Source organism: Azospirillum thiophilum (assembly GCF_001305595.1).
Taxonomy (GTDB): domain Bacteria; phylum Pseudomonadota; class Alphaproteobacteria; order Azospirillales; family Azospirillaceae; genus Azospirillum; species Azospirillum thiophilum.
This window is the reverse complement of the sequence record NZ_CP012401.1, coordinates 2,640,220-2,664,287: the sequence shown is the minus strand read 5'-3', so window position 1 is coordinate 2,664,287 and position 24,068 is coordinate 2,640,220. Positions and strand designations below refer to the sequence as shown.

Below are 24,068 nucleotides of genomic sequence, written 5' to 3'. Positions count from 1 at the left end.
AGCCCGACCATGCTTGACCTGTCGATCCGCCAGACGCTGGGCGCCTTCACGCTCGACGTCGCCTTCACCGCCGAGGGAAGCGGGGTCACCGCGCTGTTCGGCCGCTCCGGCTCGGGCAAGACCACGGTCATCAACGCCATCGCCGGGCTGACCCGGCCGGATGCGGGGCATATCCGCATCGGCGATACGGTGTTCTTCGACAGCGCCCGGCGCATCGACGTCCCGGTGGAGAAGCGGCGCATCGGCTACGTCTTCCAGGACGCGCGGCTGTTCCCGCACATGACCGTGCGCAGCAACCTGGAATACGGTTTGCGCCGGGTGCCTGCCGCCGAGCGGCGCATTGCCTTCGCCCCGGTGGTCGAGCTGCTGGGGCTGGGGCATCTGCTGGACCGCCGGCCGCGCGGCCTGTCCGGCGGCGAGAAGCAGCGCGTCGCCTTTGGCCGCGCCCTGCTGGCGCAGCCGCGCCTGCTGCTGATGGACGAGCCGATGGCCTCGCTCGACGCCGCCCGCAAGGCCGAGATCATGCCCTACATCGAGCGGCTGCGCGACGAGATGAACATCCCCATCGTCATGGTCAGCCACGCGCTGGACGAGGTGGTGCGGCTCGCCACGACGATGGTGCTGATCGGCGAGGGCAGGGTGCGGGCCGTCGGTCCGGTCGGCACGGTGATGGGCAGGCTCGACCTGTCCGCGGTCACGGGCGCGCAGGATGCCGGCGCCGTGCTGGACCTGACCGTCGAGCGTCATGTCGAGGGGGACGGGCTGACCGTGCTGGCCTTCGACGGCGGGCATCTGACCGTGCCGCGGATCGACCGGCCGCCAGGAGCGGCGGTGCGCCTGCACATCCACGCGCGCGACGTCATCGTCGCGCTGCAGCCGCCGGCCGGAGTCAGCGTGCGCAACGCGCTCGCCGCCGAGGTGGTCGAGGTGGCGGAGGCCGGGCCGTCGTCGGCCGACCTGCGGCTTGCGGTGGGCGGTTCCTTCCTGATCGCGCGCATCACCCGGGCGGCGGTGCGCGAACTCGAACTGGCGCCCGGCCGCAAGGTGGTGGCGCTGGTCAAGGGCATCGCCTTCGAACCGGAGACCGGCGGGGCGGCGAATGGCGGCCGGGGCCGCGTCGTCGACGTCTGACGCGGCCCCGGCTGCAACAGGGCGGTTACTGGCCGCCCGACGGCGTTGGGGCCGCTCCGCTGTTGGCGCCGCCGCCGGCCGAACCGCCGGCGGTCGAGCCGCCCGGCACCGTGGTGGTGGAGCCGGTGGTCTCGTTCATCGAGTTGCCCGAGGTGCCGCCATTCATCGGAACACCGGTGGAGGGCGGCGGGACCGTGGTCGATTCGGTGCTGGACCCACTGCTGGTGGTCGGGCTCGTCTGGTTCGCCGCGTTGGAGTTCTGGGCGTTCTGGTCGTCGCAGGCTGCCAGACCCAGGAGTAGGGCGGGCAGGGCCGCGATCAGAAATTTGCTGCGCATGGCGTTGTGTCTCCTCAGCCATTGGGCGGCGTCACCCGTGGAACGCAGCGGTGAACTGCCCCCGGAGGACGCTGTGCGAACCCGTCGAGGTTCCGGTAACGCCGTGAGGGTCAGAACACGCTGCCGCGGGTTTCATTCCATCCGCCATCGGCACTATACCGGGTGGATGTCCGGATTTCGGCGGGGGCCGGCCGGGGTGAGGCCGGATTGACGGCGGAATGGACTTTCACGAAACGTTCCAAAAACATGTGGCGCCTGCGTGATCGATGCCCATTACTGGGTTGCGCAAAGATCACGATACTTTTGCGACTTGCCTGTTCCATCTTTTTCGTTTGACCCATGGAAAGCCGCTGTGATTCCATCGGCGGACCATGACGATGATCGCAGACTTCACCGATATTCTCGCCCGCGCCGCCAAGAGCGCGATCCGCCAGGCCATCATGCCGGCGCTGTGCGCCTGCGTGGTCGCCTATTTCGCCTACTACGCGATCCATGGCGACCGCGGGCTGGTGGCGATGAAGCAGATCCAGGGGGAGATCGCCCAGGCCGAAGTGGTCCTCAACCAGCTCCGCACCGAACGGGAGGAGATGGAGCGCCGCGCCCAGCTGCTGCGCGGCGACGGGCTGGACCGCGACATGCTGGAGGAGCGGGCGCGGCTGATGCTGAACTTCTCCAACCCGCGCGACGTCATCGTCAAACTTCCCAAACTGGCCGAGCCGGAAGGGGCGGCCATGCAGAAGTAAGGGTTGAATCAGCCGATTAACCGAAAACCGGTTAATCGAAAATAGCGCTGCAAAAACAGATATTTGCGCGAGCATTCAAGCTCGTGTACTGTGCGCGCCATATTCGCTTCCGGTGCGGGCTTTCGCATGCCCGCAACGCGTGGCGGCACCGGCTGCTTCAAGGCCGTTGCCGCATGAACCCTGGGGAGGAATCATGGCCGCGTCCCGACGCCGTCCGACCAAGGCGCTGACCGACACCGCGCCCGCTCAAGCCGTCTCATCCGAAGAGCTTCTTCATTACTACCGCGAGATGCTGCTGATCCGCCGCTTCGAGGAGAAGGCGGGCCAGCTCTACGGCATGGGCCTGATCGGCGGCTTCTGCCATCTCTACATCGGCCAGGAGGCCGTCGTGGTCGGCGTGCAGGCCGCGCTGAACGAGGGCGACACCGTCATCACCAGCTACCGTGACCATGGCCACATGCTGGCCTGCGGCATGGACGCCAAGGGCGTGATGGCCGAACTGACCGGGCGCCGCGGAGGCTACTCCAAGGGCAAGGGCGGCTCGATGCACATGTTCAGCCGCGAGAAGAACTTCTACGGCGGCCATGGCATCGTCGGCGGCCAGGTTCCGCTGGGCACCGGCCTGGCCTTCGCGCACAAGTACCTCAACGACGGCGGCGTGTCCGCGGTCTATTGCGGCGACGGCGCCATCAACCAGGGCCAGGTGTACGAGAGCTTCAACATGGCGGCGCTGTGGAAGCTGCCGGTGCTGTTCGTCATCGAGAACAACAAGTACGCCATGGGCACCTCGCAGGAGCGCGCCTCGGCCGGCGAGCTGCACCAGCGCGGCGCCGCCTACGGCATCCCCGGCTATCAGGTCAACGGGATGGACGTGCTCGAGGTGAAGGCCGCCGCCGACCAGTGGGTGAAGCACATCCGCGACGGCAACGGCCCGGTCATCCTGGAGATGAAGACCTACCGCTACCGCGGCCACTCCATGTCCGATCCGGCCAAGTACCGGACGAAGGAGGAGGTCGAGAAGATGCGGTCGGAGTCCGATCCCATCGACCAGCTGAAGTCGAAGCTGCTGGCCGGCGGCCACGCCGACGAGGACAAGCTGAAGGAGATCGATCGCGCGGTGAAGGCGATCGTCACCGAATCGGCCGAGTTCGCGCAGCAGAGCCCCGAGCCCGATCCGTCGGAGCTGTGGACCGACATCCTGGTCGAGACCTGATCGTCGAATCCACCGTCTGGTCCTGACGTCAACGATAAGCAGGAGCGGCGCCGGCCGGAACGTGTTGCCCCCGAACAGCTCCCCCCGAGAGGGGAGCGGCAACCGGTTATCCCCCGCGCCGCCGGAGGTTGAGGAATGCCGATCGAAGTGCTGATGCCGGCCCTGTCGCCCACCATGACCGAGGGCAAGCTGGCGAAATGGGTCAAGAAGGAAGGCGACGCGGTGAAGTCCGGCGACGTGCTCGCCGAGATCGAGACCGACAAGGCCACCATGGAAGTCGAAGCGGTCGATGAAGGCCGCGTCGGCAAGATCCTGGTGCCGGAAGGCACCGACAATGTCGCGGTGAACACCCCCATCGCCATCCTGCTGGAAGAGGGCGAGGACGAGAGCGCGCTGTCCAAGGGCGGCAACGCCCCGGTCGCAGCCGCTCCGGCCAACCCGGTCCCGTCCCCGGCGCCCGCCGCCGAAGCGGCTCCCGCCCCGGCGCCGACCGTGCCGGCGGCCCCGGTCGCGGCTCCGGAGTCGGACGAGGACAGGTTCTTCGCCAAGACCGTGAAGAAGACGGTACGCGAGGCCCTGCGCGACGCGATGGCCGAAGAGATGCGCCGCGACGACAAGGTCTTCGTCATGGGCGAGGAGGTCGCGCAGTACCAGGGCGCCTACAAGGTGACCCAGGGCCTGCTGCAGGAGTTCGGCGAGCGCCGCGTCATCGACACGCCCATCACCGAGATCGGCTTCGCCGGTCTGGGCGTCGGCGCCTCCTTCAAGGGGCTTAAGCCGATCGTCGAGTTCATGACCTTCAACTTCGCCATGCAGGCGATCGACCACATCATCAACTCCGCCGCCAAGACGCTCTACATGTCCGGCGGCCAGATGGGCAGCCCGATCGTCTTCCGCGGCCCGAACGGCGCCGCCGCCCGCGTGGGCGCCCAGCATTCGCAGTGCTACGCCTCCTGGTACGCCCACTGCCCGGGCCTGAAGGTCGTCTCGCCCTGGTCGGCGGCCGATGCCAAGGGCCTGCTGAAGGCGGCGATCCGCGATCCGAACCCGGTGGTCTTCCTGGAGAACGAGATTCTCTACGGCCAGAGCTTCGAGGTTCCGGAGGACGAGGAGTTCGTGCTGCCGATCGGCAAGGCCAAGATCGAGCGTCAGGGCAAGGACGTGACGATCACCGCCTTCTCGATCATGGTCGGCCATGCGCTGGCCGCCGCCGAGGAGCTGGCGAAGGAAGGCATCGACGCGGAGGTCATCAACCTGCGCTCGATCCGTCCGCTCGACACCGCGACCATCGTCAACAGCGTCAAGAAGACCAACCGCCTCGTCTCCGTCGAGGAGGGCTGGCCCTTCGCCGGCATCGGGTCGGAGATGTGCGCGCTGATGATGGAACAGGCGTTCGACTATCTCGACGCGCCGGTTGCCCGCGTGGCCGGCCTGGACGTGCCGATGCCCTACGCCGCCAATCTGGAAAAGATGGCGCTGCCGCAGATCGCCGACATCGTCAAGGCCGCCAAGCAAGCCTGCTATCGTTGAGAGGAGGGCTGATAGGATGACCGTTCAGATTCTGATGCCCGCCCTCTCGCCCACGATGACCGAGGGCAACCTCGCCAAGTGGCTGAAGAAGGAAGGCGACACGGTGAAGTCCGGCGACGTGCTCGCCGAGATCGAGACCGACAAGGCCACCATGGAAGTCGAAGCGGTCGATGAAGGCCGCATCGGCAAGATCCTGATCCCGGCCGGCAGCCAGGGCGTCGCGGTGAACACCCCGATCGCCATCCTGCTTGAAGAGGGCGAGGACGAGAGCGCGCTGGCTTCGGCCGGTTCCGCTCCCCCCCCGGCCCCCGTGGCGGCTCCGGCTGCTGCGGCTCCGGCCGCCGCCCCGGCGCCTGCAGCCGCTCCGGCCGCCGCAGCTCCGGCTCCGGCGGCTGCCGGCGGCGCACGCGTGTTCGCCAGCCCGCTGGCGCGCCGCATCGCCGAACAGGCCGGCGTCGACCTGAAGTCGGTCAAGGGCAGCGGCCCGCACGGCCGCATCGTCAAGGCCGACGTCGAGGCCGCCAAGGCCGCCGGCCCGGCCAAGGCTGCACCCGCCGCCGCTCCGGCTCCGGCCGCCGCCCCGGCCGCTCCCGCCGCGGCGCCAGCTCCGGCCGCCAAGCCGGAGGGTATCGACGCCAAGGCGCTGGCCGACAAGCTGGGCATGGCCTACACCGCCCTACCCAACAGCGGCATGCGCAAGACCATCGCCAAGCGCCTGGGCGAGGTGAAGCGCACCGTTCCCGACTATTACCTGACGGTGGATGTCGAGATCGACGCGCTGATGAAGATCCGCGCCGATCTGAATGGCCGGTCCGACGCCTACAAGCTGTCGGTCAACGACTTCATCATCCGGGCGGTCGCCCTGGCGCTGAAGAAGGTGCCGGCGCTGAACGCCGCCTGGACCGACGAGGCGATGCTGCAGTTCAAGCATGCCGACGTGTCGGTCGCGGTGGCGACCCCGACCGGCCTGATCACGCCGATCGTCAAGAAGGCGGAGACCAAGGGGCTGGCCGACATCTCCAACGAGATGAAGGCGCTGGCCAAGAAGGCGCGCGACAACGCGCTGAAGCCGGAAGAGTATCAGGGCGGCACCATCTCCATCTCCAACCTGGGCATGATGGGGGTGAAGCAGTTCGCGGCGATCATCAATCCCCCGCAGGCCTGCATCCTGGCGGTCGGCGCCAGCGAGCAGCGCCCGGTGGTCAAGGACGGCGCGCTGGCCATCGCCACGGTGATGAGCCTGACCGGCACCTTCGACCATCGCGTCGCCGACGGCGCGGTCGGTGCGGAATTCCTTGCGGCGGTGAAGAAGCTGCTCGAGGATCCGCTCTCGATGCTGCTCTGACGACCGAAGGAACCGGATCTTGTCCAAAAGCCTTGCCCCGCTCCGCGCCGAGATCGACGCCATCGACGACGAGATCGTCGCGTTGCTGGGCAAGCGCCTGTCCGTCGTCCACCGCGTCGCAGCGGTGAAGATGGCGGAGGGTCTGCCGGCCGTCCTACCCGACCGCGTCGAAGCGGTGAAACGGCGGGCGGCCGAAGCGGGCCTGGCTTATGGCCTCGATCCGGCCTTCATGGCCACCCTGTACCAGACGATCATCGACGAGGCGTGCCGGGTCGAGGATGGCATCTTTGCCGCCGGCCGCGGGGAAACGCCTCGCTCCTGAATGGGGAGAACACCCTTGGCCGACATGAATTACGACGTCATCGTCATCGGCGGCGGGCCGGGCGGCTATGTGGCGGCGATCCGCGCCGCCCAGCTCGGCCTGCACACCGCGGTCATCGAGCGTGAAAACCTGGGCGGCATCTGCCTGAACTGGGGCTGCATCCCGACCAAGGCGCTGCTGCGCTCGGCCGAGGTGCTGCATCTCGCCAAGCACGCGGCCGACTACGGCCTCGTCATCCAGAACCCGTCCTTCGACCTCGACAAGGTCGTCGCCCGGTCGCGCAAGGTCGCCGGCCAGCTGAACGGCGGCGTCAAGCACCTGCTGAAGAAGAACAAGGTCGCGGTGATCGAGGGCTCGGCCAAGCTGGCCGGCAAGGGCACGGTGGCGGTGAGCAAGGGCGAGGCCCCGGTCGGCACCTTCGGCGCCAAGCACATCATCATCGCCACCGGCGCCCGCGCCCGCACGCTGCCGGGGCTGGAGGATGACGGCAAGCTGGTCTGGACCTACCGCAAGGCGATGACGCCGGACCGCATGCCGAAGTCGCTGCTGGTCATCGGCTCGGGCGCCATCGGCATCGAGTTCGCCAGCTTCTACAACGCGCTCGGCGCCAAGGTCACCGTGGTCGAGGTGATGGACCGCATCCTCCCGGTGGAGGATGAGGAGATCTCCGGCATGGCCCGCAAGGCCTTCGAGAAGCAGGGCATGCGCATCATCACCGGCGGCAAGGCCGGCAACCTGCGCAAGGCCGCCGACAGCGTCACCGTGGCCGTCGAGGCCGGCGGCAAGACCGAGGACATCACGGTCGACCGCGTCATCGTCGCCGTCGGCATCAGCCCGAACACCGAGAATCTCGGGCTGGAGAACACCAAGGTCAAGATGGACCGCGGCCACATCCAGACCAACGGCATGTGCCAGACCGACGAGCCGGGCGTCTACGCCATCGGCGACGTGACCGGCGCTCCCTGGCTCGCCCACAAGGCCAGCCACGAGGGCGTGATCGTCGCCGAGCACATCGCCGGCAAGCACCCGCATGCGCTGGACGTCCGCAACATCCCGGGCTGCACCTATTCGCACCCGCAGGTGGCCTCGGTCGGCCTGACGGAGAAGAAGGCCAAGGAGGCCGGCTATGAGGTCAAGGTCGGCCGCTTCCCCTTCGTCGGCAACGGCAAGGCGATCGCGCTCGGCGAACCGGAAGGCCTGATCAAGACCATCTTCGACGCCAAGACCGGCGAGATGCTGGGCGCCCACATGATCGGCGCGGAAGTGACCGAGTTGATCCAGGGCTACGGCATCGCCAAGACGTCGGAGCTGACCGAGGCCGAACTGATGCATACGGTGTTCCCGCATCCCACCCTGTCGGAAATGATGCATGAGTCGGTCCTTGATGCCTATGGCCGGGCGATCCACTTTTAACTAGGATTTTCCGAGGTGACGTTTTTCCCCTTTGGACGGAGCCATGGACCGCAGCAGCGCCGCGTATGACGAGGATTTCTACGCCTGGACGCAAGCCCAGGCGCAGGAACTTCGCCGTGCCGGCGCCGAGCGGAACAATGCCCCGGTCGACTGGGAGAATGTCGCCGAGGAGATCGAAGGCATGGGCCGCAGCCAGAAATCCGAGATCGACAGCCACTTGCGGGTTCTGCTGACCCATCTGCTGAAGTGGCTGTTCTGCCCGGACCTGCGTGAGCGGTGCGAACGCGGCTGGCAGCGAACGATCCGCGAGCAGCGTGACCGGCTGGTGGATGAGATCGCCGCCAGTCCCAGCTTGCGGCCCTACATCGCCGCAGTGTTCGACAGGACCTACCGAAAGGCCCGGCTGGATGCCGCCGACGAGGCGGATACCCCGGACGGCCATTTCCCGGCCGAGCCGGCTTTCACGCTTGACCAGGCGCTCGATCCGGCCTATCCGGCCGAGCTGTTTCCGCCGGAATGGCGGGTTTGACCATCCTCATCGCATCTACAAGTCGGGGCCGGGGCATCGCGTCGGCCGTCGGGAGCTTTAGACCATGACCCTCGTCGACCAGACCGAGAAGCTGCGCCACCCCGAAAAGGCCCACAAGCCCGACAACCCCATCCAGCGCAAACCGGCCTGGATCCGGGTCAAGGCGCCGATGAGCCAGGAATACAACGAAACCCGCCAGCTGATGCGCGGGCTGAAGCTGAACACCGTCTGCGAAGAGGCTGCCTGCCCCAACATCGGGGAGTGCTGGAAGCACAAGCACGCGACCTTCATGATCCTGGGGTCGATCTGCACCCGCGGCTGCGCCTTCTGCAACGTCGAGACCGGCCGCCCGGACCGGCTCGACCCGCATGAGCCGGACAATGTGGCCGAGGCGGTCGGCAAGCTGAAGCTGTCCCACGTCGTCATCACCTCGGTCGACCGCGACGACCTGGAGGATGGCGGGGCGGAGCATTTCGCCCGCACCATCCGTGCCGTGCGCGCCGCGTCGCCCACCACCACCATCGAGATCCTGACCCCCGACTTCCAGAAGAAGAAGGGCGCGGTCGAGATCGTGGTCGAGTCGAAGCCCGACGTGTTCAACCACAACCTCGAGACGGCGCCGCGGCTCTACCCGACCATCCGGCCGGGTGCGCGCTACTTCGCCTCGCTGCAGCTGCTGGCGCGGGTGAAGGAACTGGACCCGACGATCTTCACCAAGTCCGGCCTGATGGTCGGTCTGGGCGAGACGAAGGAGGAGATCGGGCAGGTGATGGACGATCTGCGCTCCGCCGATGTGGACTTTCTGACGATCGGGCAGTATCTCCAGCCGACGCCCAAGCATGCGGCGGTGGATCGCTTCGTGACTCCCGAGGAGTTCGACGGTTATACCACCGTCGGCCGCGGCAAGGGCTTCCTGCTGGTGGCGTCGTCGCCGCTGACGCGCTCGTCCTACCATGCGGGTGCGGATTTCGAGAAGCTGCGCGAGGCCCGGCTGCGCAAGCTGGGGGTTGCGGCCGCCTGATGCGGGCGGTTCACTGACAAGGATGTGGTAACGGCATGCCGACGCACGCGGAAAAGAAGGTTCTTCCCTACACGCCCCGGCAAATGTACGACCTGGTCGCCGATGTGGAGAAGTATCCGGAGTTTCTGCCCTGGTGCCTGGCGGCCCGGATCCGCAAGCGCGAAGGCGAGGTGATGTTCGCGGACCTGATCATCGGATTCAAGATGGTCCGCGAACGCTTCACCTCGAGGGTGGAGTTGGACGAACCCGGCAGCCGCATCAATGTGCAGTATACCGACGGGCCGTTCCAGTACCTGAACAACCACTGGATCTTCAACGACCATCCCGGCGGCTGCTGCGTCGACTTCTTCGTCGATTTCGAGTTCCGCTCGAAGATGCTGCAGAAGATCATGGGGCTGCTGTTCAACGAGGCGGTGCGCCGGATGGTGCAGGCCTTCGAAACGCGCGCCGCGCAGCTCTACGGGCCGGCCGGGGCGACGCAATCGGCGTGACGCCCCGGCCGGTGCCGGTGTGGCGGTGGCCGGTCAGGTCTTGTCGGACCACAGCTCGCCACCGCTGGCCCAGTCGCTCTTCTTCACATCCTGGAAGATGATCTCCACCGCCGACGGCGAGCAGCCGAGCACCGCCACGGTCGTCTCGGTCAGCGCCTTGGCGTAGGCGCGCTTCTGTTCGACGGTGCGGCCTTCGAAAAGCTGGATGTTGATGGTCGGCATCGCGGGTCTTCCTGTTTTCAGTGAAGGTCTTGTCGGGAGGTCTTCAGCGCAGGCTCGTCGCGGGCCGGGCCAGCCGCAGCCGCTCCAGCGCCGCCTGGACGGTCGCCATCCGCACGGCGTCGCGGTCGCCGGGGAAGGTGTATTCCTTGGCCTTGGCCGAGCCGCCGCGCACCGCGGTGGCGACATAGACCCGGCCCACCGGCTTGGTTTCCGTCGCCCCGCCGGGGCCGGCGATCCCGGTCACAGCAACCGTCACGTCGGCCCGCGACCGCGACAGCGCGCCCACCGCCATGGCGACGGCGACCTCCGGGCTGACGGCGCCATGGGCATGCAGCAGGCTGGCCGGCACGCCCAGCAATTCGGTCTTGGCGATGTTGGTGTAGGTGACGAAGCCGCGGTCCACCACCTTGGAGGAACCGGCGATGTCGGTCAGCGCCCCGGCGATCAGCCCGCCGGTGCAGGATTCGGCGGTCGCCAGCATGTAGCCGGCAAGGCCGTATTCAGCCAGCGTCTGGGCGGCGAGTTCGCGGATGGTGTCGGGAAACATGACGGCCTCTCCCGGTTTTCGTAGGTGGAGTTGGAGCTTAGCCGGGAAGCCGGATGGTCGCCACGGCTTGCGCTGCGATGCCCTCGCGCCGGCCGGTGAATCCGAGCTGTTCGGTGGTGGTGGCCTTCACGCCGACCCGCCCGGTCTCGATGCCCAATATTTGGGCGATGCGCTCGGCCATCGCGGCGCGGTGCGGGCCGACCTTGGGCCGCTCGCAGATGATGGTGACGTCGGCATGGGCGATGACGCCGCCGCGCTCCGCCACCAGATCGGCGGCGTGGCGCAGGAACCGGGCGCTGTCAGCCCCGCGCCAGCGCGGATCGGTCGGCGGGAAATGGCTGCCGATGTCGCCGGCGGCCAGCGCGCCGAGGATGGCGTCGGTCAGCGCATGCAGCCCGACATCGGCGTCCGAATGCCCCTCCAGCCCATGGCTGTGCGGCACCCGCAGGCCGCAGAGCGTCACGAAATCGCCGTCGGTGAAACGGTGGACGTCGAAGCCGCTGCCGGTCCGCACGTCCCAGAGGTCGCTCATCAGCTTGCGGGTGGCGCGGGCCAGATCGTCGGGGGTTGTCACCTTGAAATTGTCCTCCTTGGACGGCACCAGGGCGACGGCCAGCCCGGCGCGTTCGGCCACCGCGGCATCGTCGGTCAGCGACAGGCCGGCGGCGGCACGGTGGGCCTCCAGAATGGCGGGGAAGCGGAAGCCCTGCGGAGTCTGCGCCCGCCACAGCCCGTCGCGGTCGACCGTGCCGGTTATGGTGCTCCCCGCCCCGCGCTTGAGGGTGTCGGCGACCGGCACCGCGGCGATGGCGCCCTGGGCCGTCTCCAGCGCCGCGATCACCGTGCCGATGGTGGCATTGGCGATCAGCGGACGGGCGGCGTCGTGGATCAGCACGAGATCGGGAGCACCTGCGGATGCCAGCGCCTCCAGCCCGTTGCGCACCGAGTCCTGGCGACAGGAACCGCCGGCCACCGGATCGGGCAGGCCGAGGCCGGCGACGGCGGCGTCATAGGCGTTGCGCCAGGCCGGATCGATCACCACGCGCACGCCGCCGACCTGCGGATGGTTCAGGAAGGCCTCCACCGTCCGGCGCAGCACCGGCTTGCCGGCGAGGTCGAGATACTGCTTCGGCCGTTCGGCTCCGAACCGCTGGCCGGAGCCGCCGGCGACGATCAGGGCGATGCAGGTGGGCGCGATGCAGGTGGGCATGGGACAAACCGTAAGATATGATAGCCACTTGACGGAAACGTCGCGGAGCCTAGCCTGTCGCCGTGGTTCCGCCAAGTGCCGAGCCTTGCCGTTTTGCCGGGGACGATGCCCCCCGAAAGGCTGCGGCCGGCATGACGTGGCGGGAAGACGGGAGCGCGTTCGGGTCCATGTCGCAGAACATCCTTTTGAGCCTGACGGCGCTGGTGGCCCTGTTGCCGGCGGCCTTCTATCCCTATCGCCGCATCGCCGGGCAGGGGGGGGAGGGGCGCGGCTGGTCCTTCTGGGGCGCCCTGCTGCTCGCCGCTGCAGGGCCGGGCATGTGGGCGATCCTCCAGGTCGCCGGACAGTGGCAGACCGGCTTCTCCACCGCCCTGTGGGTGACGACCGCCGCCTGCATGATGCTGTTCATCGGCCTCAGCCTGTTCCACCGCACGGCGTGGCGGCTGGCGCCGCTGCTGCTGCCCTATCTGCTGGTGGTCTGCCTGTTCGCCACCCTGACGGAGGATGCGCCGGCCCCGGTCCTGCGCGGCAACGCGCCCGGCGTATGGATCGACCTGCACATTGCGGTGTCGGTCTTCACCTATGCCCTGCTGACGTTGAGCGCGGTCGCCTCGCTTGCCGCCGTGCTGCAGACGCGGGCGCTGAAGACCAAGCGGCCGACGCCGCTCAGCCGCTTCCTGCCGCCGGTGGCGGAGAGCGAGCGGCTGCAGCTGCGGCTGCTGATCGCGTCGGAGGTGGTGCTGGGTGCCGGCCTCGCCACCGGCATGGCGGTGCTGTTCTTCGAGCAGGGGCGGCTGTTCCGCACCGATCACAAGAGCCTGCTGTCGGTCGCGACCTTCGTGGTGATCGGCATCCTGTTGCTGGCGGAATACCGGACCGGCGTGCGGGGGAAGACGGCGGCGCGGACCATGCTGATCGTCTATCTGCTGGCAACGCTCGCCTATCCCGGTGTCAAATTCGTCTCCAACGTGCTGATCGGGCAATGGAGCTGGGGGTGACAGGGGAGGGGAGGCGCAAGAGGACTGGGACGGACCGAAGGCGCGGTTGACGAAGAATTGGTCATGCTGCGGCTTGAATTGGCGGCGAGGATCGGGGTTTCGCCGGATTTGGCCTTTCCGCGCGCCTCGCGCCGGGCTTCGCGCTTGCACACCGCCACATCAGCGTGATAACTTGCTTAAAATGTTGGCACTTTGTTGTTTTGCCCATCAATCGGGCAGGTGAGAATGACCATACAAATCGGCCCAATCACGCTCGCCGGACCGGTGATCCTGGCGCCCATGTCGGGCGTGTCCGACCTGCCGTTCCGCCGTCTGGTGAAGCGCGCCGGCTGCGGCCTCGTGGTGTCGGAGATGATCGCCAGCCAGGCGATGATCCGCGAGAACCGCCAGACCCTGCGCATGGTGGAGACCGAACCGGAAGAATTCCCGATGGCCGTCCAGCTCGCCGGCTGCGAGCCCGAGGTGATGGCCGAGGCGGCGAAGCTGAACGAGGACCGCGGCGCCGCAATCGTCGACATCAATTTCGGCTGCCCGGTCAAGAAGGTGGTCAACGGCCATGCCGGCTCGTCGCTGATGCGGGACGAGGCGCTGGCCGGCCGCATCCTGGAGGCGGTGGTGAAGGCCGTCAGCATTCCGGTGACGCTGAAGATGCGCCTGGGTTGGGACGAGACCAACCTCAACGCCCCGCGGCTCGCCCGGATCGCCGAGGAGGCCGGCATCAGGATGGTGACGGTCCATGGCCGCACCCGCATGCAGTTCTACACCGGCACCGCCGACTGGACCGCCGTCCGTCCTGTGAAGGAGGCGGTGTCGATCCCCGTGGTGGTGAACGGCGACATCGACAGCTTCGAGGCGGTGGACCGCGCGCGCATCGAATCCGGCGCCGACGGCGTGATGATCGGCCGCGGCAGCTATGGCCGGCCCTGGTTCCCGTCGCAGGTCATGCATTACCTGCGCACCGGGGAGAGGCTGCCCGACCCGCCGCTGCACGAGCGGATGGACATCCTGCTGGAGCATTTCGACGGCATGCTGAGCCATTACGGCAGCGACGGCGGCATCAAGGTCGCCCGCAAGCATGTCTCCTGGTATTCGACCGGCCTCCGCGGCTCCAACGAGTTCCGGCAGGAGGTCAACCGGCTGGGCGATCCCGACGCGGTGCGCGCGTGCATCCGTGCCTTCTACGAACCGGCAATCGAAAGGATGGCCGCCTGATGGAACCAGTTCCCATGACCGCCCGGACCCAGCGCGGCCGGACCCGGTCAGCCGCTGCGCGGTCGCCCCGGCTGGAGTCCCTGGTGGTGCTGAACAGCCTGCCTGATCCGGTTCTCGTGGTCGATGGAAACGGCGAAATCCGTTTCGTCAACCTGGAGGGCCAGGAGTTCTTCGACCTGTCCGCCAACGCCATGGAGGGCATGCCGCTGCCCGACCTGCTGCCGCCCGACAGCCCGGTGATGGGCCTGATCGAGCAGGTGCGCCGCGGCAGCCGGCGCGTGTCGCAGGACGCCGTCATCATCGACACGCCGCGCATCGGCCCGCACCATGTGACGGTCCAGGTGGCGACCATGGGCGACCCGGCCGACCATGTGGTGCTGACCATCCATGAGCGGTCGCTGGCCCGCAAGATCGACCATTCGCTGACTCACCGGCACGCCGCGCGCTCGGTCACCGCCATGGCGGCGATGCTGGCGCACGAGGTGAAGAACCCGCTGTCGGGCATCCGCGGCGCTGCCCAGTTGCTGGAGGAGAATGCCAGCGACCAGGACCGCATGCTGACCCGCCTGATCTGCGACGAGGCCGACCGCATCGTGGCGCTGGTCAACCGGATGGAGGTGTTCTCCGACGAACGGCCGCTGGAGCGCGCCGCGGTGAACATCCACACCGTGCTCGAGCATGTCCGCAAGGTCGCCCAGAGCGGCTTTGCCCGAAAAATACGCTTTGTTGAGCGCTACGACCCGTCGTTGCCTCCTGTTTACGGCAATCGCGACCAACTTGTGCAGGTTTTCCTGAATCTGGTTAAAAATGCGGCAGAGGCTGCACCGGAATCGGGCGGCGAGATCACGCTGACCACCTCCTATCAGCATGGGGTGCGGATGGCGCTGCCGGGCGGCGACGTGCGCCGGCACCTGCCGCTGCTGGTGACGGTGCAGGATAATGGCGACGGGATTCCGGAAGACCTGCAGTCGAACCTGTTCGATCCCTTCGTGACCAGCAAGGTGAACGGGACTGGCCTTGGTCTTGCATTGGTGGCGAAACTCATAGGCGACCATGGCGGAACCATAGAGTTCGACAGCCAGCCTCGCCGGACTGTCTTCAAGGTGTCGCTGCCGATGTATGATGATTCCAAGTTCGACGACCCGAAGATTTCCGAGGACGCTACGATCTCCGAGGACCGGGCGATCTTCGACGCTGGCCCGCAGACCAGAGGCGGCCGGGGGAATCGTTGATGAGCGCGGCGACCATTCTCATCGCGGATGACGATCGCGCCATCCGCACCGTCCTGACGCAAGCGCTGGCCCGCCTCGGACACGAGGTGCGCACCACCGGCAACGCCTCGACCCTGTGGCGCTGGGTGGCCGACGGGCAGGGGGATCTGGTCATCACCGACGTGGTGATGCCCGACGAAAACGGCCTGGACCTGATCCCGCGCATCAAGAAGCTGCGGCCCGAACTGCGCGTCATCGTGATGAGCGCGCAGAACACGCTGATCACCGCGGTCAAGGCGGCGGAACGCGGGGCCTTCGAGTACCTGCCCAAGCCCTTCGACCTGAAGGAACTGGTGTCGGTCGTCGAACGGGCGCTGAACGCCAACAATCCGCCGGCGGCGATGCCCGGAGGCGATCAGGAGAGCGAGGAACAGCTTCCCCTGATCGGCCGGTCGCCGGCGATGCAGGAAATCTACCGCGTTCTCGCCCGCCTGATGGGGACAGACCTGACGGTGATGATCACCGGCGAGTCCGGCACCGGCAAGGAACTGGTGGCGCGTGCGCTGCACGATTACGGCAAGCGGCGGAACGGCGCCTTCGTCGCCATCAACATGGCGGCCATCCCGCGCGAACTGATCGAATCCGAACTGTTCGGCCATGAGAAGGGCGCCTTCACCGGCGCCACCAACCGGTCGACCGGCCGGTTCGAGCAGGCGCAGGGCGGCACCCTGTTCCTGGACGAGATCGGCGACATGCCGCTGGATGCCCAGACCCGGCTGTTGCGCGTGCTGCAGGAGGGCGAATACACCACGGTCGGCGGCCGCACCGCGATCAAAACCGACGTGCGCATCATCGCCGCCACCCACCGCGACCTGCGCACCCTGATCCGCCAGGGCCTTTTCCGCGAGGATCTGTTCTACCGGCTGTGCGTGGTGCCGATCCGCCTGCCGCCGCTGCGCGAGCGGACGGAGGACATCCCGCTGCTGGTCCGCCATTTCCTCAACATCGGCATCAACCAGGGGCTTCCGGCCAAGAGCATCGACCAGGCGGCGATGGACCGGCTGAAGCGCTATCGCTGGCCAGGCAATGTCCGCGAGCTGGAAAACCTCGTCCGCCGGCTGGCTGCGCTCTATTCGCAGGAGGTCATCGGGCTGGACGTGATCGAGGCCGAGCTGGCCGACGCCGCCCCCGCTGCCCAACCGGTGGAGGAACCGCAGAGCGAGGGGCTGTCCTCGGCCGTCGAGCGGCACCTGCGCGACTATTTCGCCGCGCACAAGGACGGCATGCCGTCCAACGGCCTCTATGACCGGGTGTTGCGCGAGATCGAGCGGCCGCTGATCTCGCTCAGCCTGTCGGCGACCCGCGGCAACCAGATCAAGGCGGCGCAACTGCTGGGTCTGAACCGCAACACCCTGCGCAAGAAGATCCGCGATCTCGACATCCAGGTGATGCGCGGGATCAAATAGCGGCGGCATCGCGCCCGTCCGCCTGTTCTGCTGCAACCCGTCCGTGCCAAAATTGTGACACAGCCCTGGCGCGGACGGGGCGGGCGGCGGCGTGCACGGCGTCCAACGGCCGGCATAGCGGTCCCTGTCCGAAAGGCAGAGCCATTGCGGCTTGGCAGAGCCGCAACAGAGGTGTATCTTTCCGGCAACAGATCAGCGCCGGACCATGCCCTCGATTTCCGACAACGCACCGCCCGGCCTCGTGCCGGTTTGGCAGAAGATTTTCCTATGGTCCCGGCGGGTCGGCCTGGGCAAGCGGCTCGCCTTTGCCCTGTCGCTGGCCGCACTGGCCGCGGGCTTCGCCACCTATGCGGCGATGACCGAAAGCGCGCCCTTCGGACAGGCAAACCCGCGCACCGTCACGCTGCTGCTGACGCTCGACCTCGCCATCCTGCTGACGCTGGGCGTGCTGATCGCCCGGCGCATCGTGGCGATCCTGATCGGGCGGCGCCGCGGGCTGGCGGGGTCGCGGCTGCACACCCGGCTGGTGCTGGTGTTCAGCCTGCTGGCGGTGGCGCCGGCAATCATCATGACGGTCTTCTCCACCCTGTTCTTCTATGTCGGCGTGCAGAGCTGGTTCAGCGAACGCGTGCGCACCGCGGTGAACGAATCCCTGGTGGTCGCCAGCGCCTATCTGCACGAGCATCAGCAGAACATCCGGGCCGACGCGCTGGCGATGGCCAACGACCTGTCGCAGGAGGCGCGTTTCTCCAGCGATCCCGAGCGGTTCGAGCAGGTCGTCGCCACCCAGGCGATGCTGCGCACCCTGTCGGAAGCCATCGTCTTCAACGGCACCACCGGTGCAATCGTCGCCCGCGCCGGCTATACCTTCACCCTGGAGTTCGAGCCGATCCCGGAGGAGAAGGTCCAGCAGGCCCGCAACGGCGAGGTCGCGCTGATCGTCAAGGAGACCGACGACCGTGTCCGCGCGCTGGTCAGCCTGGACCGGGTCTCCGACACCTTCCTCTATGTCGGCCGCATGGTCGAGCCGCGGGTGCTGCAGCACATGGCCTCGGCGGAAGGGGCGGTCAAGGAATACACGGCGCTGGAGAACCAGCGCGGCAGCCTCCAGGTCACCTTCACCCTGATCTTCCTGGTGGTGGCGATGCTGCTGCTGCTGGCGGCGGTGTGGGCCGGACTGAACTTCGCCACCCGGCTGGTCCGTCCGATCAGCGCGCTGATCGGCGCGGCGGAGCGGGTGCGGGCCGGCGACCTGACCGTCCGTGTCTCCGAGCCGCCGGGCGAGGACGAGTTCGTCCTGCTGTCGCGCGCCTTCAACCGCATGACCACCGAGATCGAGGGCCAGCGCCGGGAGCTGCTGTCGACCAACCGTCTGCTCGACGAGCGGCGCCGCTTCACCGAGACGGTGCTGTCCGGCGTATCGGCCGGCGTGCTCGGGTTGGACGCCGACGGGGTCATCAACCTGCCCAACCTGTCCGCCGCCCGCCTGCTGGACGAGGAGGATCCCGACCGGATGGTCGGGATGCCGCTGGTCGAGCTGCTGCCCGACATGGGCGACCTGCTGGAGAACGCGCCGAAGAGGCCGGGCCGGGTCGTGCAGGACCAGATCCAGATCCGCCGGCCGGGCAAGCCGACGCTGACCCTGCTGGTCCGCATCGCGGCGGAGGTGCGCGGCGGCGACGTCCGCGGCTATGTCGTCACCTTCGACGACATCACCGAGCTGGTCTCGGCGCAGCGTAAGGCGGCCTGGGCCGACGTGGCCCGCCGCATCGCGCACGAGATCAAGAATCCGCTGACGCCGATCCAGCTCTCGGCCGAACGGCTGCGCCGCAAGTACCTGAAGGAGATCTCCAGCGACACGGAGGTCTTCACCATGTGCACCGACACCATCGTGCGGCAGGTCGACGATATCCGCCGCATGGTGGACGAGTTCTCCGCCTTCGCGCGGATGCCGCAACCGGTGATGAAGCCGGTCAACATCAACGATCTGGTCCGCCAGGCAGTGTTCCTGCAATCGAGCGCGCACAGCGGGAAGATCCGCTTCGAGACGCGATTGCCGCAGGGGCCGCTGACGGTGGCCTGCGACAGCCGCCAGATCTCGCAGGCGCTGACCAATCTGCTGCAGAACGCCGCCGATGCCATCGAGGGCCGGACGCCTCCCGCCGAGGGCGGCGAGCTGCCGCCCGGCGAGGTGTCGATCGCGGTGGAGGATGACGGCGAGAGGGTCGTCGTCACCGTCGAGGACAATGGCAGGGGGCTGCCCGGCGGCGAGCAGCGCGACCGGCTGACCGAACCCTATGTGACGACGCGGGCCAAGGGCACCGGCCTGGGGCTCGCCATCGTCAAGAAGATCATGGAGGACCATGGCGGCATGCTGACCCTGGAGGACCGCGAAGGCGGGACCGGGGCGCGGGTGACGCTGGTCGTTCCACACCCGGTTGCGGCCGTGGCGGACGTGAAGGCGGACGCGGGCGGACGCGATGACAGGCCGGCGGAGACCGGCGGAGAGATGAGGCACGAAGCCCATGGCGCATGACATTCTGATCGTCGACGACGAAGCTGATATCCGGATGCTGATCGCCGGCATCCTGAACGACGAAGGCATCAAGACCCGCGAGGCCGCCGACGCCGATCAGGCCTTCGCCCAAGTGGCGGCTCGCCGGCCGAGCCTCGTCGTGCTCGACATCTGGTTGCAGGGCAGCCGGCTGGACGGCCTGCAGATCCTGGAACAGCTGATGCGGGACCATGGCAACCTGCCGGTCATCATGATCTCGGGCCATGGCAACATCGAGACCGCGGTCCAGGCGATCAAGGTCGGCGCCTACGACTTCATCGAGAAGCCGTTCAAGGCCGACCGGCTGCTGCTGATGGTCGACCGCGCCATCGAGTCGGCCCGGCTGAAGCGCGAGAACCAGGAGCTGAAGCTGCGCGCCGGTGGCGACGCCGAACTGATCGGCCGGTCCTCGGCGGTCAATCAGGTCAAGCAGTCGATCGACAAGGTGGCGCCCACCGGCAGCCGGGTGCTGATCTCCGGCCCTCCCGGCGCCGGCAAGGAGGTGGTCGCCCGCCTGATCCATGCCCGCTCGCGCCGGGCCGGCGGTCCCTTCGTCGGGCTGAACTGCGCCACCATGCGGCCGGAGCGGCTGGAGATGGAGCTGTTCGGCACCGAGGCCGGTGTCGACGGTCCCGGCCGCAAGATCGGCACCTTCGAGCAGGCCCATGGCGGCACGTTGCTGCTGGACGAGGTCGCCGACATGCCGCTGGAAACCCAGGGCAAGATCGTGCGCGCCCTGCAGGAGCAGGTGTTCGAGCGGGTCGGCGGCGGCCAGCGGGTCGAGGTCGACGTCCGGGTGATCGCGACCTCCAACCGCGACCTCCAGGCCGAGATCGAGCAGGGACGCTTCCGCCAGGATCTGTTCTACCGCCTGTCGGTGGTGCCGATCCGCGTGCCGTCGCTGGCCGAACGGCGCGAGGACATTCCCGTCCTGGCCCGCCATTTCATGCAGCGGTCCGCCGAGGCGTCGGGCCTGCCGGTCCGCGAGTTCGGCGAGGATGCGATGGCGGCGCTCCAGGCCTATGACTGGCCGGGCAATGTGCGCCAGCTGCGCAACGTGGTCGACTGGCTGCTGATCATGGCCCATGGCGACCCCAAGGAGCCGATCCGCGCCGACACCCTGCCGCCCGAAATCGGCGCCATCACCCCGACCGTGCTGAAATGGGACAAGGGCGGCGAGATCATGGGCCTGCCGCTGCGCGAGGCGCGCGAGGTGTTCGAGCGCGAATATCTGCTGGCCCAGGTCACCCGCTTCGGCGGCAACATCTCGCGCACCGCGTCCTTCGTCGGGATGGAGCGCTCCGCCCTGCACCGCAAGCTGAAGTCGCTCGGCGTGCATGGCAGCGAGAAGGGGAAGATGTTCATCGAGTGAGTACGGCTTGAATCCCTCCGCAAAACTGGTCATATGAGAATGACCAGTTTTGCGGAGGGGCTTGGGATGAGCTTGCCCGTGGTTACGGTCAGCGTGACCGAGTTCAAGGCGAAATGCCTGTCGCTGTTCGACGATCTTGAGGATCGCCGCGTCGGCAAGATCGTGGTGACCCGCCATGGGCGGCCGGTTGCGGAATTGAATCCCCCCGACCGGACATTGCCGCCGCTGTTCGGTGCCCATCCGGGGTCCGCCGCGGTGGTGGGAGATTACGATCTGACGCGCCCCACATCCGAAGACGAGATCTTCGATGCCGAAGGCGGGATCCTGCATCGGTGACCGCAACATGATCCTGCTCGACACCCATGCAATCCTCTGGCTCGATGCCGGGATCGAGATCATTCCGGCGGCTCGCGAGCGGATCGAGGAGGAGAGGATGGCGGGCGGAGTTCTGGTCTCCACCATTTCGGCGTGGGAGATCGGGACGCTGGTCCGCAAAGGCCGGATCCGTCTGGACCTCGATCCGTCCGCCTGGATGCAGCGCTTCCTCGCCGGCGCCGGGCTGCGCAGCGTGCCGCTGTCGGTCGCCGCCGCGCTCGGTGCATCGAGCTTGCCGGAACCGCTGCATGGCGATCCGGCGGACCGGATGCTGATCGCCACCGCGCGGGAACTCGCCATTCCGCTGATGACCCGGGACAGGCTGATCCATGACTTCGCCGCCTCGACGGATGCCGTTCAGGTGGTCGCCTGCTGACACCCATCCTCCAATCCGCGACATCGCCGGAGTATCGTCTTGTCTGTCCCCATCACCCTGCCGCGCGCCGTCCTCTATGATTGGGACAACACCCTGGTCAGCAACTGGGACACCGTGCGCGCGGCGCTGAACCATGCGCTGGTGTCGTTCGGCCTGGATCCCTGGACCGCCGAGGAGGCGAGGGAGCGGATCAAGCAGTCGTTGCGCGACAGCTTCCCGCGCATCTTCGGCGAGCGCTGGACCGACGCACGTGATCTCTTCTACGGCTATTTCGCCGAACACCATCTGGAGGGGCTTCGGCCGCTGCCCGGCGCCGAGGCGCTGCTGGCCCATTTCCACGAGCGCGGCGTCTATCAGGCGGTGGTCTCCAACAAGAACGGCAAGTTCCTGCGGACCGAGGCCGAGGCGCTGGGCTGGACCCGCTATTTCTCCCGTCTGGTCGGCGCGCAGGACGCCGAGTTCGACAAGCCGCACCCGGCCCCGGTGCGGATGGCGCTGGCACCGGGGGGGATCGAACCCGGGCCGGATGTCTGGTTTCTCGGCGACGCCGACATCGACATGGAATGCGCCCATGGCGCCGGTCTCGTTCCGGTGCTAATAGGGCTTGGCGAGGGGAGCGGCTTCGACCGGTTTCCCCCCGTCCATCGCCACACCGACTGTACGGCGCTGCACGGCGTCCTGTATGGCTTGGTTGACGGCAATGGTGATACCATATCCCTTCAAACGGCTGTCGAGACGGTACCTGCGCGCACCAAACCTACACCGTGAAACGGGGAGCGGACCGCCTGAAGACAAGGGGTCCCAAGAACATTGAAGAAGGGGGCATGAAAAATGTCTGAAAAAAGCCAAAATGTGCAGGACGTGTTTCTGAACCACGTCCGTAAGAACAAGACTCCCGTAACCGTCTTTCTCGTGAACGGCGTGAAACTCCAGGGCATCATCACTTGGTTCGACAACTTCTCGGTACTTCTGCGGCGCGACGCGCATTCCCAGCTCGTCTACAAGCACGCGATCTCGACGGTCATGCCAGCCCATCCCATTCAACTTTTCGAGCCGCCCAAGGAAGGTGAAAGCGTCTGATCCCTTGACCAATGGCAACGGCGCGGCCCCGGAAGGCGCCGCGCGGGCCATCGTGGTCCACCCCGTCCTCCGCAACGAGGCGGACGGGGACATGCGTCCTCCCGAATCCCGGCTCGAGGAAGCGGTCGGTCTTGCCCAGGCGATCGAGCTGGACGTCGTCCATGCCGAATGCGCCAAGGTGAACCGGCCGCAGCCATCGACCCTGCTCGGTTCCGGCACGGTGGAGCAGCTGGCCCAAGTGGTGGAGGAGACCGAGGCGACGCTGGTCGTCCTCGACCACGCCCTGTCGCCGGTGCAGCAGCGCAACCTGGAACGGGCGCTGAAGGCGAAGGTCATCGACCGCACCGGCCTGATCCTGGAGATCTTCGGCGCCCGCGCCCGCACGCGGGAAGGCATGCTCCAGGTCGAGCTGGCGTCGCTGACTTACCAGAAATCGCGGCTCGTGCGATCCTGGACCCACCTTGAACGCCAGCGTGGCGGCTTCGGCTTCCTCGGCGGCCCCGGCGAATCCCAGCTTGAGCTTGACCGCCGCCTGATCGGCGACCGCATCATCAAGATCAAGAAGGAACTGGAAGAGGTGCGGCGCACCCGCGGCCTGCACCGCAAGGCGCGGGCCAAGGTGCCTTACCCGGTGGTGGCGCTGGTCGGCTATACCAATGCCGGCAAATCGACGCTGTTCAACCGGTTGGCGAACGCCGACGTCTTCGCCCAGAACCTGCTGTTCGCCACGCTCGACCCCACCATGCGGCAGGTGACGCTGCCGTCTGGGCGCAAGGTGATCCTGTCGGACACGGTCGGCTTCATCTCCGATCTGCCGCACGGCCTCGTAGCCGCCTTCCGCGCCACGCTGGAGGAGGTGGACGCCGCCGACATCATCCTGCATGTCCGCGACATCGCCCACATCGACAGCGAGGCCCAGAAGGCCGACGTCCATGAGGTGCTGTCCGACATGGGCATCGACCCGGAAACCGACGACCGGGTGATCGAGGTGCTGAACAAGATCGACGCGCTGGACGGCGAAAGCCGCGCGGCGGTGATGGCCCAGACCGGGCGCAATCCGCGTGCGGTCGCGGTGTCCGCCCTGTCCGGCGAGGGGATCGACGACCTCGACCGCCTGCTGGACCAGCGGATGAACGTCAACCGGCAGGTGGTCGACCTGTCGGTCGAGCTTGGCGACGGTGCGGCGCTCGCCTGGCTCTACGACAAGGGCGAGGTGCTGGAGCGCCGGGACGACGAGGAGCGGGCGCATCTGCACGTCTCCCTCGACCCGGCCGACCTTGCGCGGTTCGAGAAGCGGTTCCAGCCGCCCCCGGACTCCGCGGCGCCCTCCTCGGCGGCGCATTAGACGGTCCGCCGAACGGAAAGGGGTG

The 24,068-nt window shown here is 67.5% G+C and carries 25 protein-coding genes; 21 read left to right on the top strand and 4 right to left on the bottom strand.

Annotated elements, in window-relative coordinates:
* Nucleotides 1–9 precede the first annotated feature (9 nt).
* A complete protein-coding gene (gene modC, locus AL072_RS12295) occupies nucleotides 10–1,131 on the top strand; it encodes a molybdenum ABC transporter ATP-binding protein (protein ID WP_045580082.1) in 1,122 nt (373 codons plus the stop codon).
* A gap of 25 nt (nucleotides 1,132–1,156) precedes the next feature.
* On the opposite strand, the gene AL072_RS12290 is transcribed toward modC, so the two are convergent.
* Entirely contained in the window at nucleotides 1,157–1,468 is a 312-nt protein-coding gene (locus AL072_RS12290) for a hypothetical protein (protein WP_045580083.1), read from the bottom strand.
* Nucleotides 1,469–1,845: 377 nt separating this feature from the next.
* On the opposite strand from AL072_RS12290, the gene AL072_RS12285 reads away from it, so the two are divergent.
* The 9 genes from AL072_RS12285 to AL072_RS12245 all read left to right on the top strand — a co-directional run bounded on the left by AL072_RS12285 (nucleotide 1,846) and on the right by AL072_RS12245 (nucleotide 10,075).
* Nucleotides 1,846–2,211, top strand: a complete 366-nt coding sequence (locus AL072_RS12285) for an FtsB family cell division protein (protein ID WP_342669575.1) — start codon at nucleotides 1,846–1,848, stop codon at nucleotides 2,209–2,211.
* Between the two features lie 193 nt (nucleotides 2,212–2,404).
* Nucleotides 2,405–3,424 carry a pyruvate dehydrogenase (acetyl-transferring) E1 component subunit alpha gene (gene pdhA / locus AL072_RS12280; protein ID WP_200909754.1) on the top strand — a complete coding sequence of 340 codons (1,020 nt, stop codon included), beginning with the start codon at nucleotides 2,405–2,407 and terminating at the stop codon, nucleotides 3,422–3,424.
* Between the two features lie 135 nt (nucleotides 3,425–3,559).
* Nucleotides 3,560–4,954 carry a pyruvate dehydrogenase complex E1 component subunit beta gene (locus tag AL072_RS12275; RefSeq protein ID WP_045580084.1) on the top strand — a complete coding sequence of 465 codons (1,395 nt, stop codon included), beginning with the start codon at nucleotides 3,560–3,562 and terminating at the stop codon, nucleotides 4,952–4,954.
* Between the two features lie 16 nt (nucleotides 4,955–4,970).
* The gene (locus AL072_RS12270; protein ID WP_045580085.1) at nucleotides 4,971–6,299 is read left to right on the top strand and encodes a pyruvate dehydrogenase complex dihydrolipoamide acetyltransferase; all 1,329 of its coding nucleotides are present in this window, start codon (nucleotides 4,971–4,973) and stop codon (nucleotides 6,297–6,299) included.
* A 19-nt stretch (nucleotides 6,300–6,318) separates the two neighbouring features.
* Nucleotides 6,319–6,621 (top strand): chorismate mutase, encoded by a 303-nt coding sequence (locus AL072_RS12265; RefSeq protein WP_045580086.1) that lies wholly within the window; start codon nucleotides 6,319–6,321, stop codon nucleotides 6,619–6,621.
* Between the two features lie 15 nt (nucleotides 6,622–6,636).
* Nucleotides 6,637–8,034 carry a dihydrolipoyl dehydrogenase gene (gene lpdA / locus AL072_RS12260; protein WP_045580087.1) on the top strand — a complete coding sequence of 466 codons (1,398 nt, stop codon included), beginning with the start codon at nucleotides 6,637–6,639 and terminating at the stop codon, nucleotides 8,032–8,034.
* Between the two features lie 43 nt (nucleotides 8,035–8,077).
* Nucleotides 8,078–8,563 carry a DUF29 domain-containing protein gene (locus AL072_RS12255; RefSeq protein WP_045580088.1) on the top strand — a complete coding sequence of 162 codons (486 nt, stop codon included), beginning with the start codon at nucleotides 8,078–8,080 and terminating at the stop codon, nucleotides 8,561–8,563.
* Nucleotides 8,564–8,627: 64 nt separating this feature from the next.
* Nucleotides 8,628–9,584: a lipoyl synthase gene (gene lipA, locus AL072_RS12250; RefSeq protein ID WP_045580089.1), complete on the top strand. Its 957-nt coding sequence runs from the start codon at nucleotides 8,628–8,630 to the stop codon at nucleotides 9,582–9,584.
* 35 nt (nucleotides 9,585–9,619) lie between these two features.
* On the top strand, nucleotides 9,620–10,075 hold the full coding sequence (locus AL072_RS12245) for a type II toxin-antitoxin system RatA family toxin (protein ID WP_045580090.1): 456 nt from the start codon (nucleotides 9,620–9,622) through the stop codon (nucleotides 10,073–10,075).
* Nucleotides 10,076–10,108: 33 nt separating this feature from the next.
* Here AL072_RS12245 and AL072_RS12240 read toward each other — a convergent pair whose 3' ends face one another.
* Genes AL072_RS12240 through AL072_RS12230 form a run of 3 tightly spaced genes read right to left on the bottom strand, consistent with a single transcriptional unit; the run spans nucleotide 10,109 to nucleotide 12,054 of the window.
* Nucleotides 10,109–10,297, bottom strand: coding sequence for a 4-oxalocrotonate tautomerase (locus tag AL072_RS12240; protein WP_045580091.1), 189 nt, complete (start codon nucleotides 10,295–10,297; stop codon nucleotides 10,109–10,111).
* A 43-nt stretch (nucleotides 10,298–10,340) separates the two neighbouring features.
* Nucleotides 10,341–10,844: a CinA family protein gene (locus AL072_RS12235; protein WP_045580092.1), complete on the bottom strand. Its 504-nt coding sequence runs from the start codon at nucleotides 10,842–10,844 to the stop codon at nucleotides 10,341–10,343.
* A 37-nt stretch (nucleotides 10,845–10,881) separates the two neighbouring features.
* Nucleotides 10,882–12,054 (bottom strand): bifunctional 2-C-methyl-D-erythritol 4-phosphate cytidylyltransferase/2-C-methyl-D-erythritol 2,4-cyclodiphosphate synthase, encoded by a 1,173-nt coding sequence (locus AL072_RS12230; protein WP_144428203.1) that lies wholly within the window; start codon nucleotides 12,052–12,054, stop codon nucleotides 10,882–10,884.
* A 167-nt stretch (nucleotides 12,055–12,221) separates the two neighbouring features.
* Between AL072_RS12230 and AL072_RS12225 the strand changes: the two genes are divergently transcribed.
* The 11 genes from AL072_RS12225 to hflX all read left to right on the top strand — a co-directional run bounded on the left by AL072_RS12225 (nucleotide 12,222) and on the right by hflX (nucleotide 24,043).
* Nucleotides 12,222–13,052, top strand: a complete 831-nt coding sequence (locus AL072_RS12225; protein WP_045580093.1) for a cytochrome C assembly family protein — start codon at nucleotides 12,222–12,224, stop codon at nucleotides 13,050–13,052.
* A gap of 225 nt (nucleotides 13,053–13,277) precedes the next feature.
* On the top strand, nucleotides 13,278–14,264 hold the full coding sequence (gene dusB / locus AL072_RS12220; protein ID WP_045580094.1) for a tRNA dihydrouridine synthase DusB: 987 nt from the start codon (nucleotides 13,278–13,280) through the stop codon (nucleotides 14,262–14,264).
* Nucleotides 14,265–14,278: 14 nt separating this feature from the next.
* Nucleotides 14,279–15,496 carry a two-component system sensor histidine kinase NtrB gene (locus AL072_RS12215; RefSeq protein WP_045580095.1) on the top strand — a complete coding sequence of 406 codons (1,218 nt, stop codon included), beginning with the start codon at nucleotides 14,279–14,281 and terminating at the stop codon, nucleotides 15,494–15,496.
* The gene (gene ntrC / locus AL072_RS12210) at nucleotides 15,496–16,941 is read left to right on the top strand and encodes a nitrogen regulation protein NR(I) (protein WP_045580096.1); all 1,446 of its coding nucleotides are present in this window, start codon (nucleotides 15,496–15,498) and stop codon (nucleotides 16,939–16,941) included. The genes AL072_RS12215 and ntrC overlap by 1 nt, the downstream gene beginning before the upstream one ends.
* A gap of 205 nt (nucleotides 16,942–17,146) precedes the next feature.
* Nucleotides 17,147–19,477: a sensor histidine kinase NtrY-like gene (locus AL072_RS12205; RefSeq protein WP_045580097.1), complete on the top strand. Its 2,331-nt coding sequence runs from the start codon at nucleotides 17,147–17,149 to the stop codon at nucleotides 19,475–19,477.
* A complete protein-coding gene (gene ntrX, locus AL072_RS12200) occupies nucleotides 19,467–20,867 on the top strand; it encodes a nitrogen assimilation response regulator NtrX (RefSeq protein WP_045580098.1) in 1,401 nt (466 codons plus the stop codon). The genes AL072_RS12205 and ntrX overlap by 11 nt, the downstream gene beginning before the upstream one ends.
* A gap of 66 nt (nucleotides 20,868–20,933) precedes the next feature.
* Nucleotides 20,934–21,203, top strand: coding sequence for a type II toxin-antitoxin system Phd/YefM family antitoxin (locus AL072_RS12195; RefSeq protein ID WP_045580099.1), 270 nt, complete (start codon nucleotides 20,934–20,936; stop codon nucleotides 21,201–21,203).
* Nucleotides 21,175–21,618, top strand: coding sequence for a type II toxin-antitoxin system VapC family toxin (locus AL072_RS12190; RefSeq protein WP_245636675.1), 444 nt, complete (start codon nucleotides 21,175–21,177; stop codon nucleotides 21,616–21,618). Before AL072_RS12195 ends, AL072_RS12190 begins: the two co-directional genes overlap by 29 nt.
* 39 nt (nucleotides 21,619–21,657) lie before the next feature.
* The gene (locus AL072_RS12185) at nucleotides 21,658–22,386 is read left to right on the top strand and encodes an HAD family hydrolase (RefSeq protein WP_045580100.1); all 729 of its coding nucleotides are present in this window, start codon (nucleotides 21,658–21,660) and stop codon (nucleotides 22,384–22,386) included.
* Between the two features lie 63 nt (nucleotides 22,387–22,449).
* Nucleotides 22,450–22,698, top strand: coding sequence for an RNA chaperone Hfq (hfq, locus tag AL072_RS12180; protein ID WP_012974114.1), 249 nt, complete (start codon nucleotides 22,450–22,452; stop codon nucleotides 22,696–22,698).
* 52 nt (nucleotides 22,699–22,750) lie between these two features.
* The gene (gene hflX / locus AL072_RS12175; protein WP_082108947.1) at nucleotides 22,751–24,043 is read left to right on the top strand and encodes a GTPase HflX; all 1,293 of its coding nucleotides are present in this window, start codon (nucleotides 22,751–22,753) and stop codon (nucleotides 24,041–24,043) included.
* Nucleotides 24,044–24,068 lie beyond the last annotated feature (25 nt).

Bases quoted from the DNA above. Each gene is read 5' to 3' on its own strand.
- AL072_RS12215 (WP_045580095.1), top strand. From the start codon at position 14,279: ATGACCGCCCGGACCCAGCGCGGCCGGACCCGGTCAGCCGCTGCGCGG.
- AL072_RS12230 (WP_144428203.1), bottom strand. From the start codon at position 12,054: ATGCCCACCTGCATCGCGCCCACCTGCATCGCCCTGATCGTCGCCGGC.
- AL072_RS12245 (WP_045580090.1), top strand. From the start codon at position 9,620: ATGCCGACGCACGCGGAAAAGAAGGTTCTTCCCTACACGCCCCGGCAA.
- AL072_RS12285 (WP_342669575.1), top strand. From the start codon at position 1,846: ATGATCGCAGACTTCACCGATATTCTCGCCCGCGCCGCCAAGAGCGCG.
- ntrC (WP_045580096.1), top strand. From the start codon at position 15,496: ATGAGCGCGGCGACCATTCTCATCGCGGATGACGATCGCGCCATCCGC.
- AL072_RS12225 (WP_045580093.1), top strand. From the start codon at position 12,222: ATGTCGCAGAACATCCTTTTGAGCCTGACGGCGCTGGTGGCCCTGTTG.
- AL072_RS12195 (WP_045580099.1), top strand. From the start codon at position 20,934: ATGAGCTTGCCCGTGGTTACGGTCAGCGTGACCGAGTTCAAGGCGAAA.
- hfq (WP_012974114.1), top strand. From the start codon at position 22,450: ATGTCTGAAAAAAGCCAAAATGTGCAGGACGTGTTTCTGAACCACGTC.
- AL072_RS12290 (WP_045580083.1), bottom strand. From the start codon at position 1,468: ATGCGCAGCAAATTTCTGATCGCGGCCCTGCCCGCCCTACTCCTGGGT.
- ntrX (WP_045580098.1), top strand. From the start codon at position 19,467: ATGGCGCATGACATTCTGATCGTCGACGACGAAGCTGATATCCGGATG.
- AL072_RS12190 (WP_245636675.1), top strand. From the start codon at position 21,175: ATGCCGAAGGCGGGATCCTGCATCGGTGACCGCAACATGATCCTGCTC.
- AL072_RS12275 (WP_045580084.1), top strand. From the start codon at position 3,560: ATGCCGATCGAAGTGCTGATGCCGGCCCTGTCGCCCACCATGACCGAG.
- AL072_RS12205 (WP_045580097.1), top strand. From the start codon at position 17,147: ATGCCCTCGATTTCCGACAACGCACCGCCCGGCCTCGTGCCGGTTTGG.
- dusB (WP_045580094.1), top strand. From the start codon at position 13,278: ATGACCATACAAATCGGCCCAATCACGCTCGCCGGACCGGTGATCCTG.
- pdhA (WP_200909754.1), top strand. From the start codon at position 2,405: ATGGCCGCGTCCCGACGCCGTCCGACCAAGGCGCTGACCGACACCGCG.
- AL072_RS12235 (WP_045580092.1), bottom strand. From the start codon at position 10,844: ATGTTTCCCGACACCATCCGCGAACTCGCCGCCCAGACGCTGGCTGAA.
- lipA (WP_045580089.1), top strand. From the start codon at position 8,628: ATGACCCTCGTCGACCAGACCGAGAAGCTGCGCCACCCCGAAAAGGCC.
- AL072_RS12270 (WP_045580085.1), top strand. From the start codon at position 4,971: ATGACCGTTCAGATTCTGATGCCCGCCCTCTCGCCCACGATGACCGAG.
- modC (WP_045580082.1), top strand. From the start codon at position 10: ATGCTTGACCTGTCGATCCGCCAGACGCTGGGCGCCTTCACGCTCGAC.
- AL072_RS12240 (WP_045580091.1), bottom strand. From the start codon at position 10,297: ATGCCGACCATCAACATCCAGCTTTTCGAAGGCCGCACCGTCGAACAG.
- AL072_RS12255 (WP_045580088.1), top strand. From the start codon at position 8,078: ATGGACCGCAGCAGCGCCGCGTATGACGAGGATTTCTACGCCTGGACG.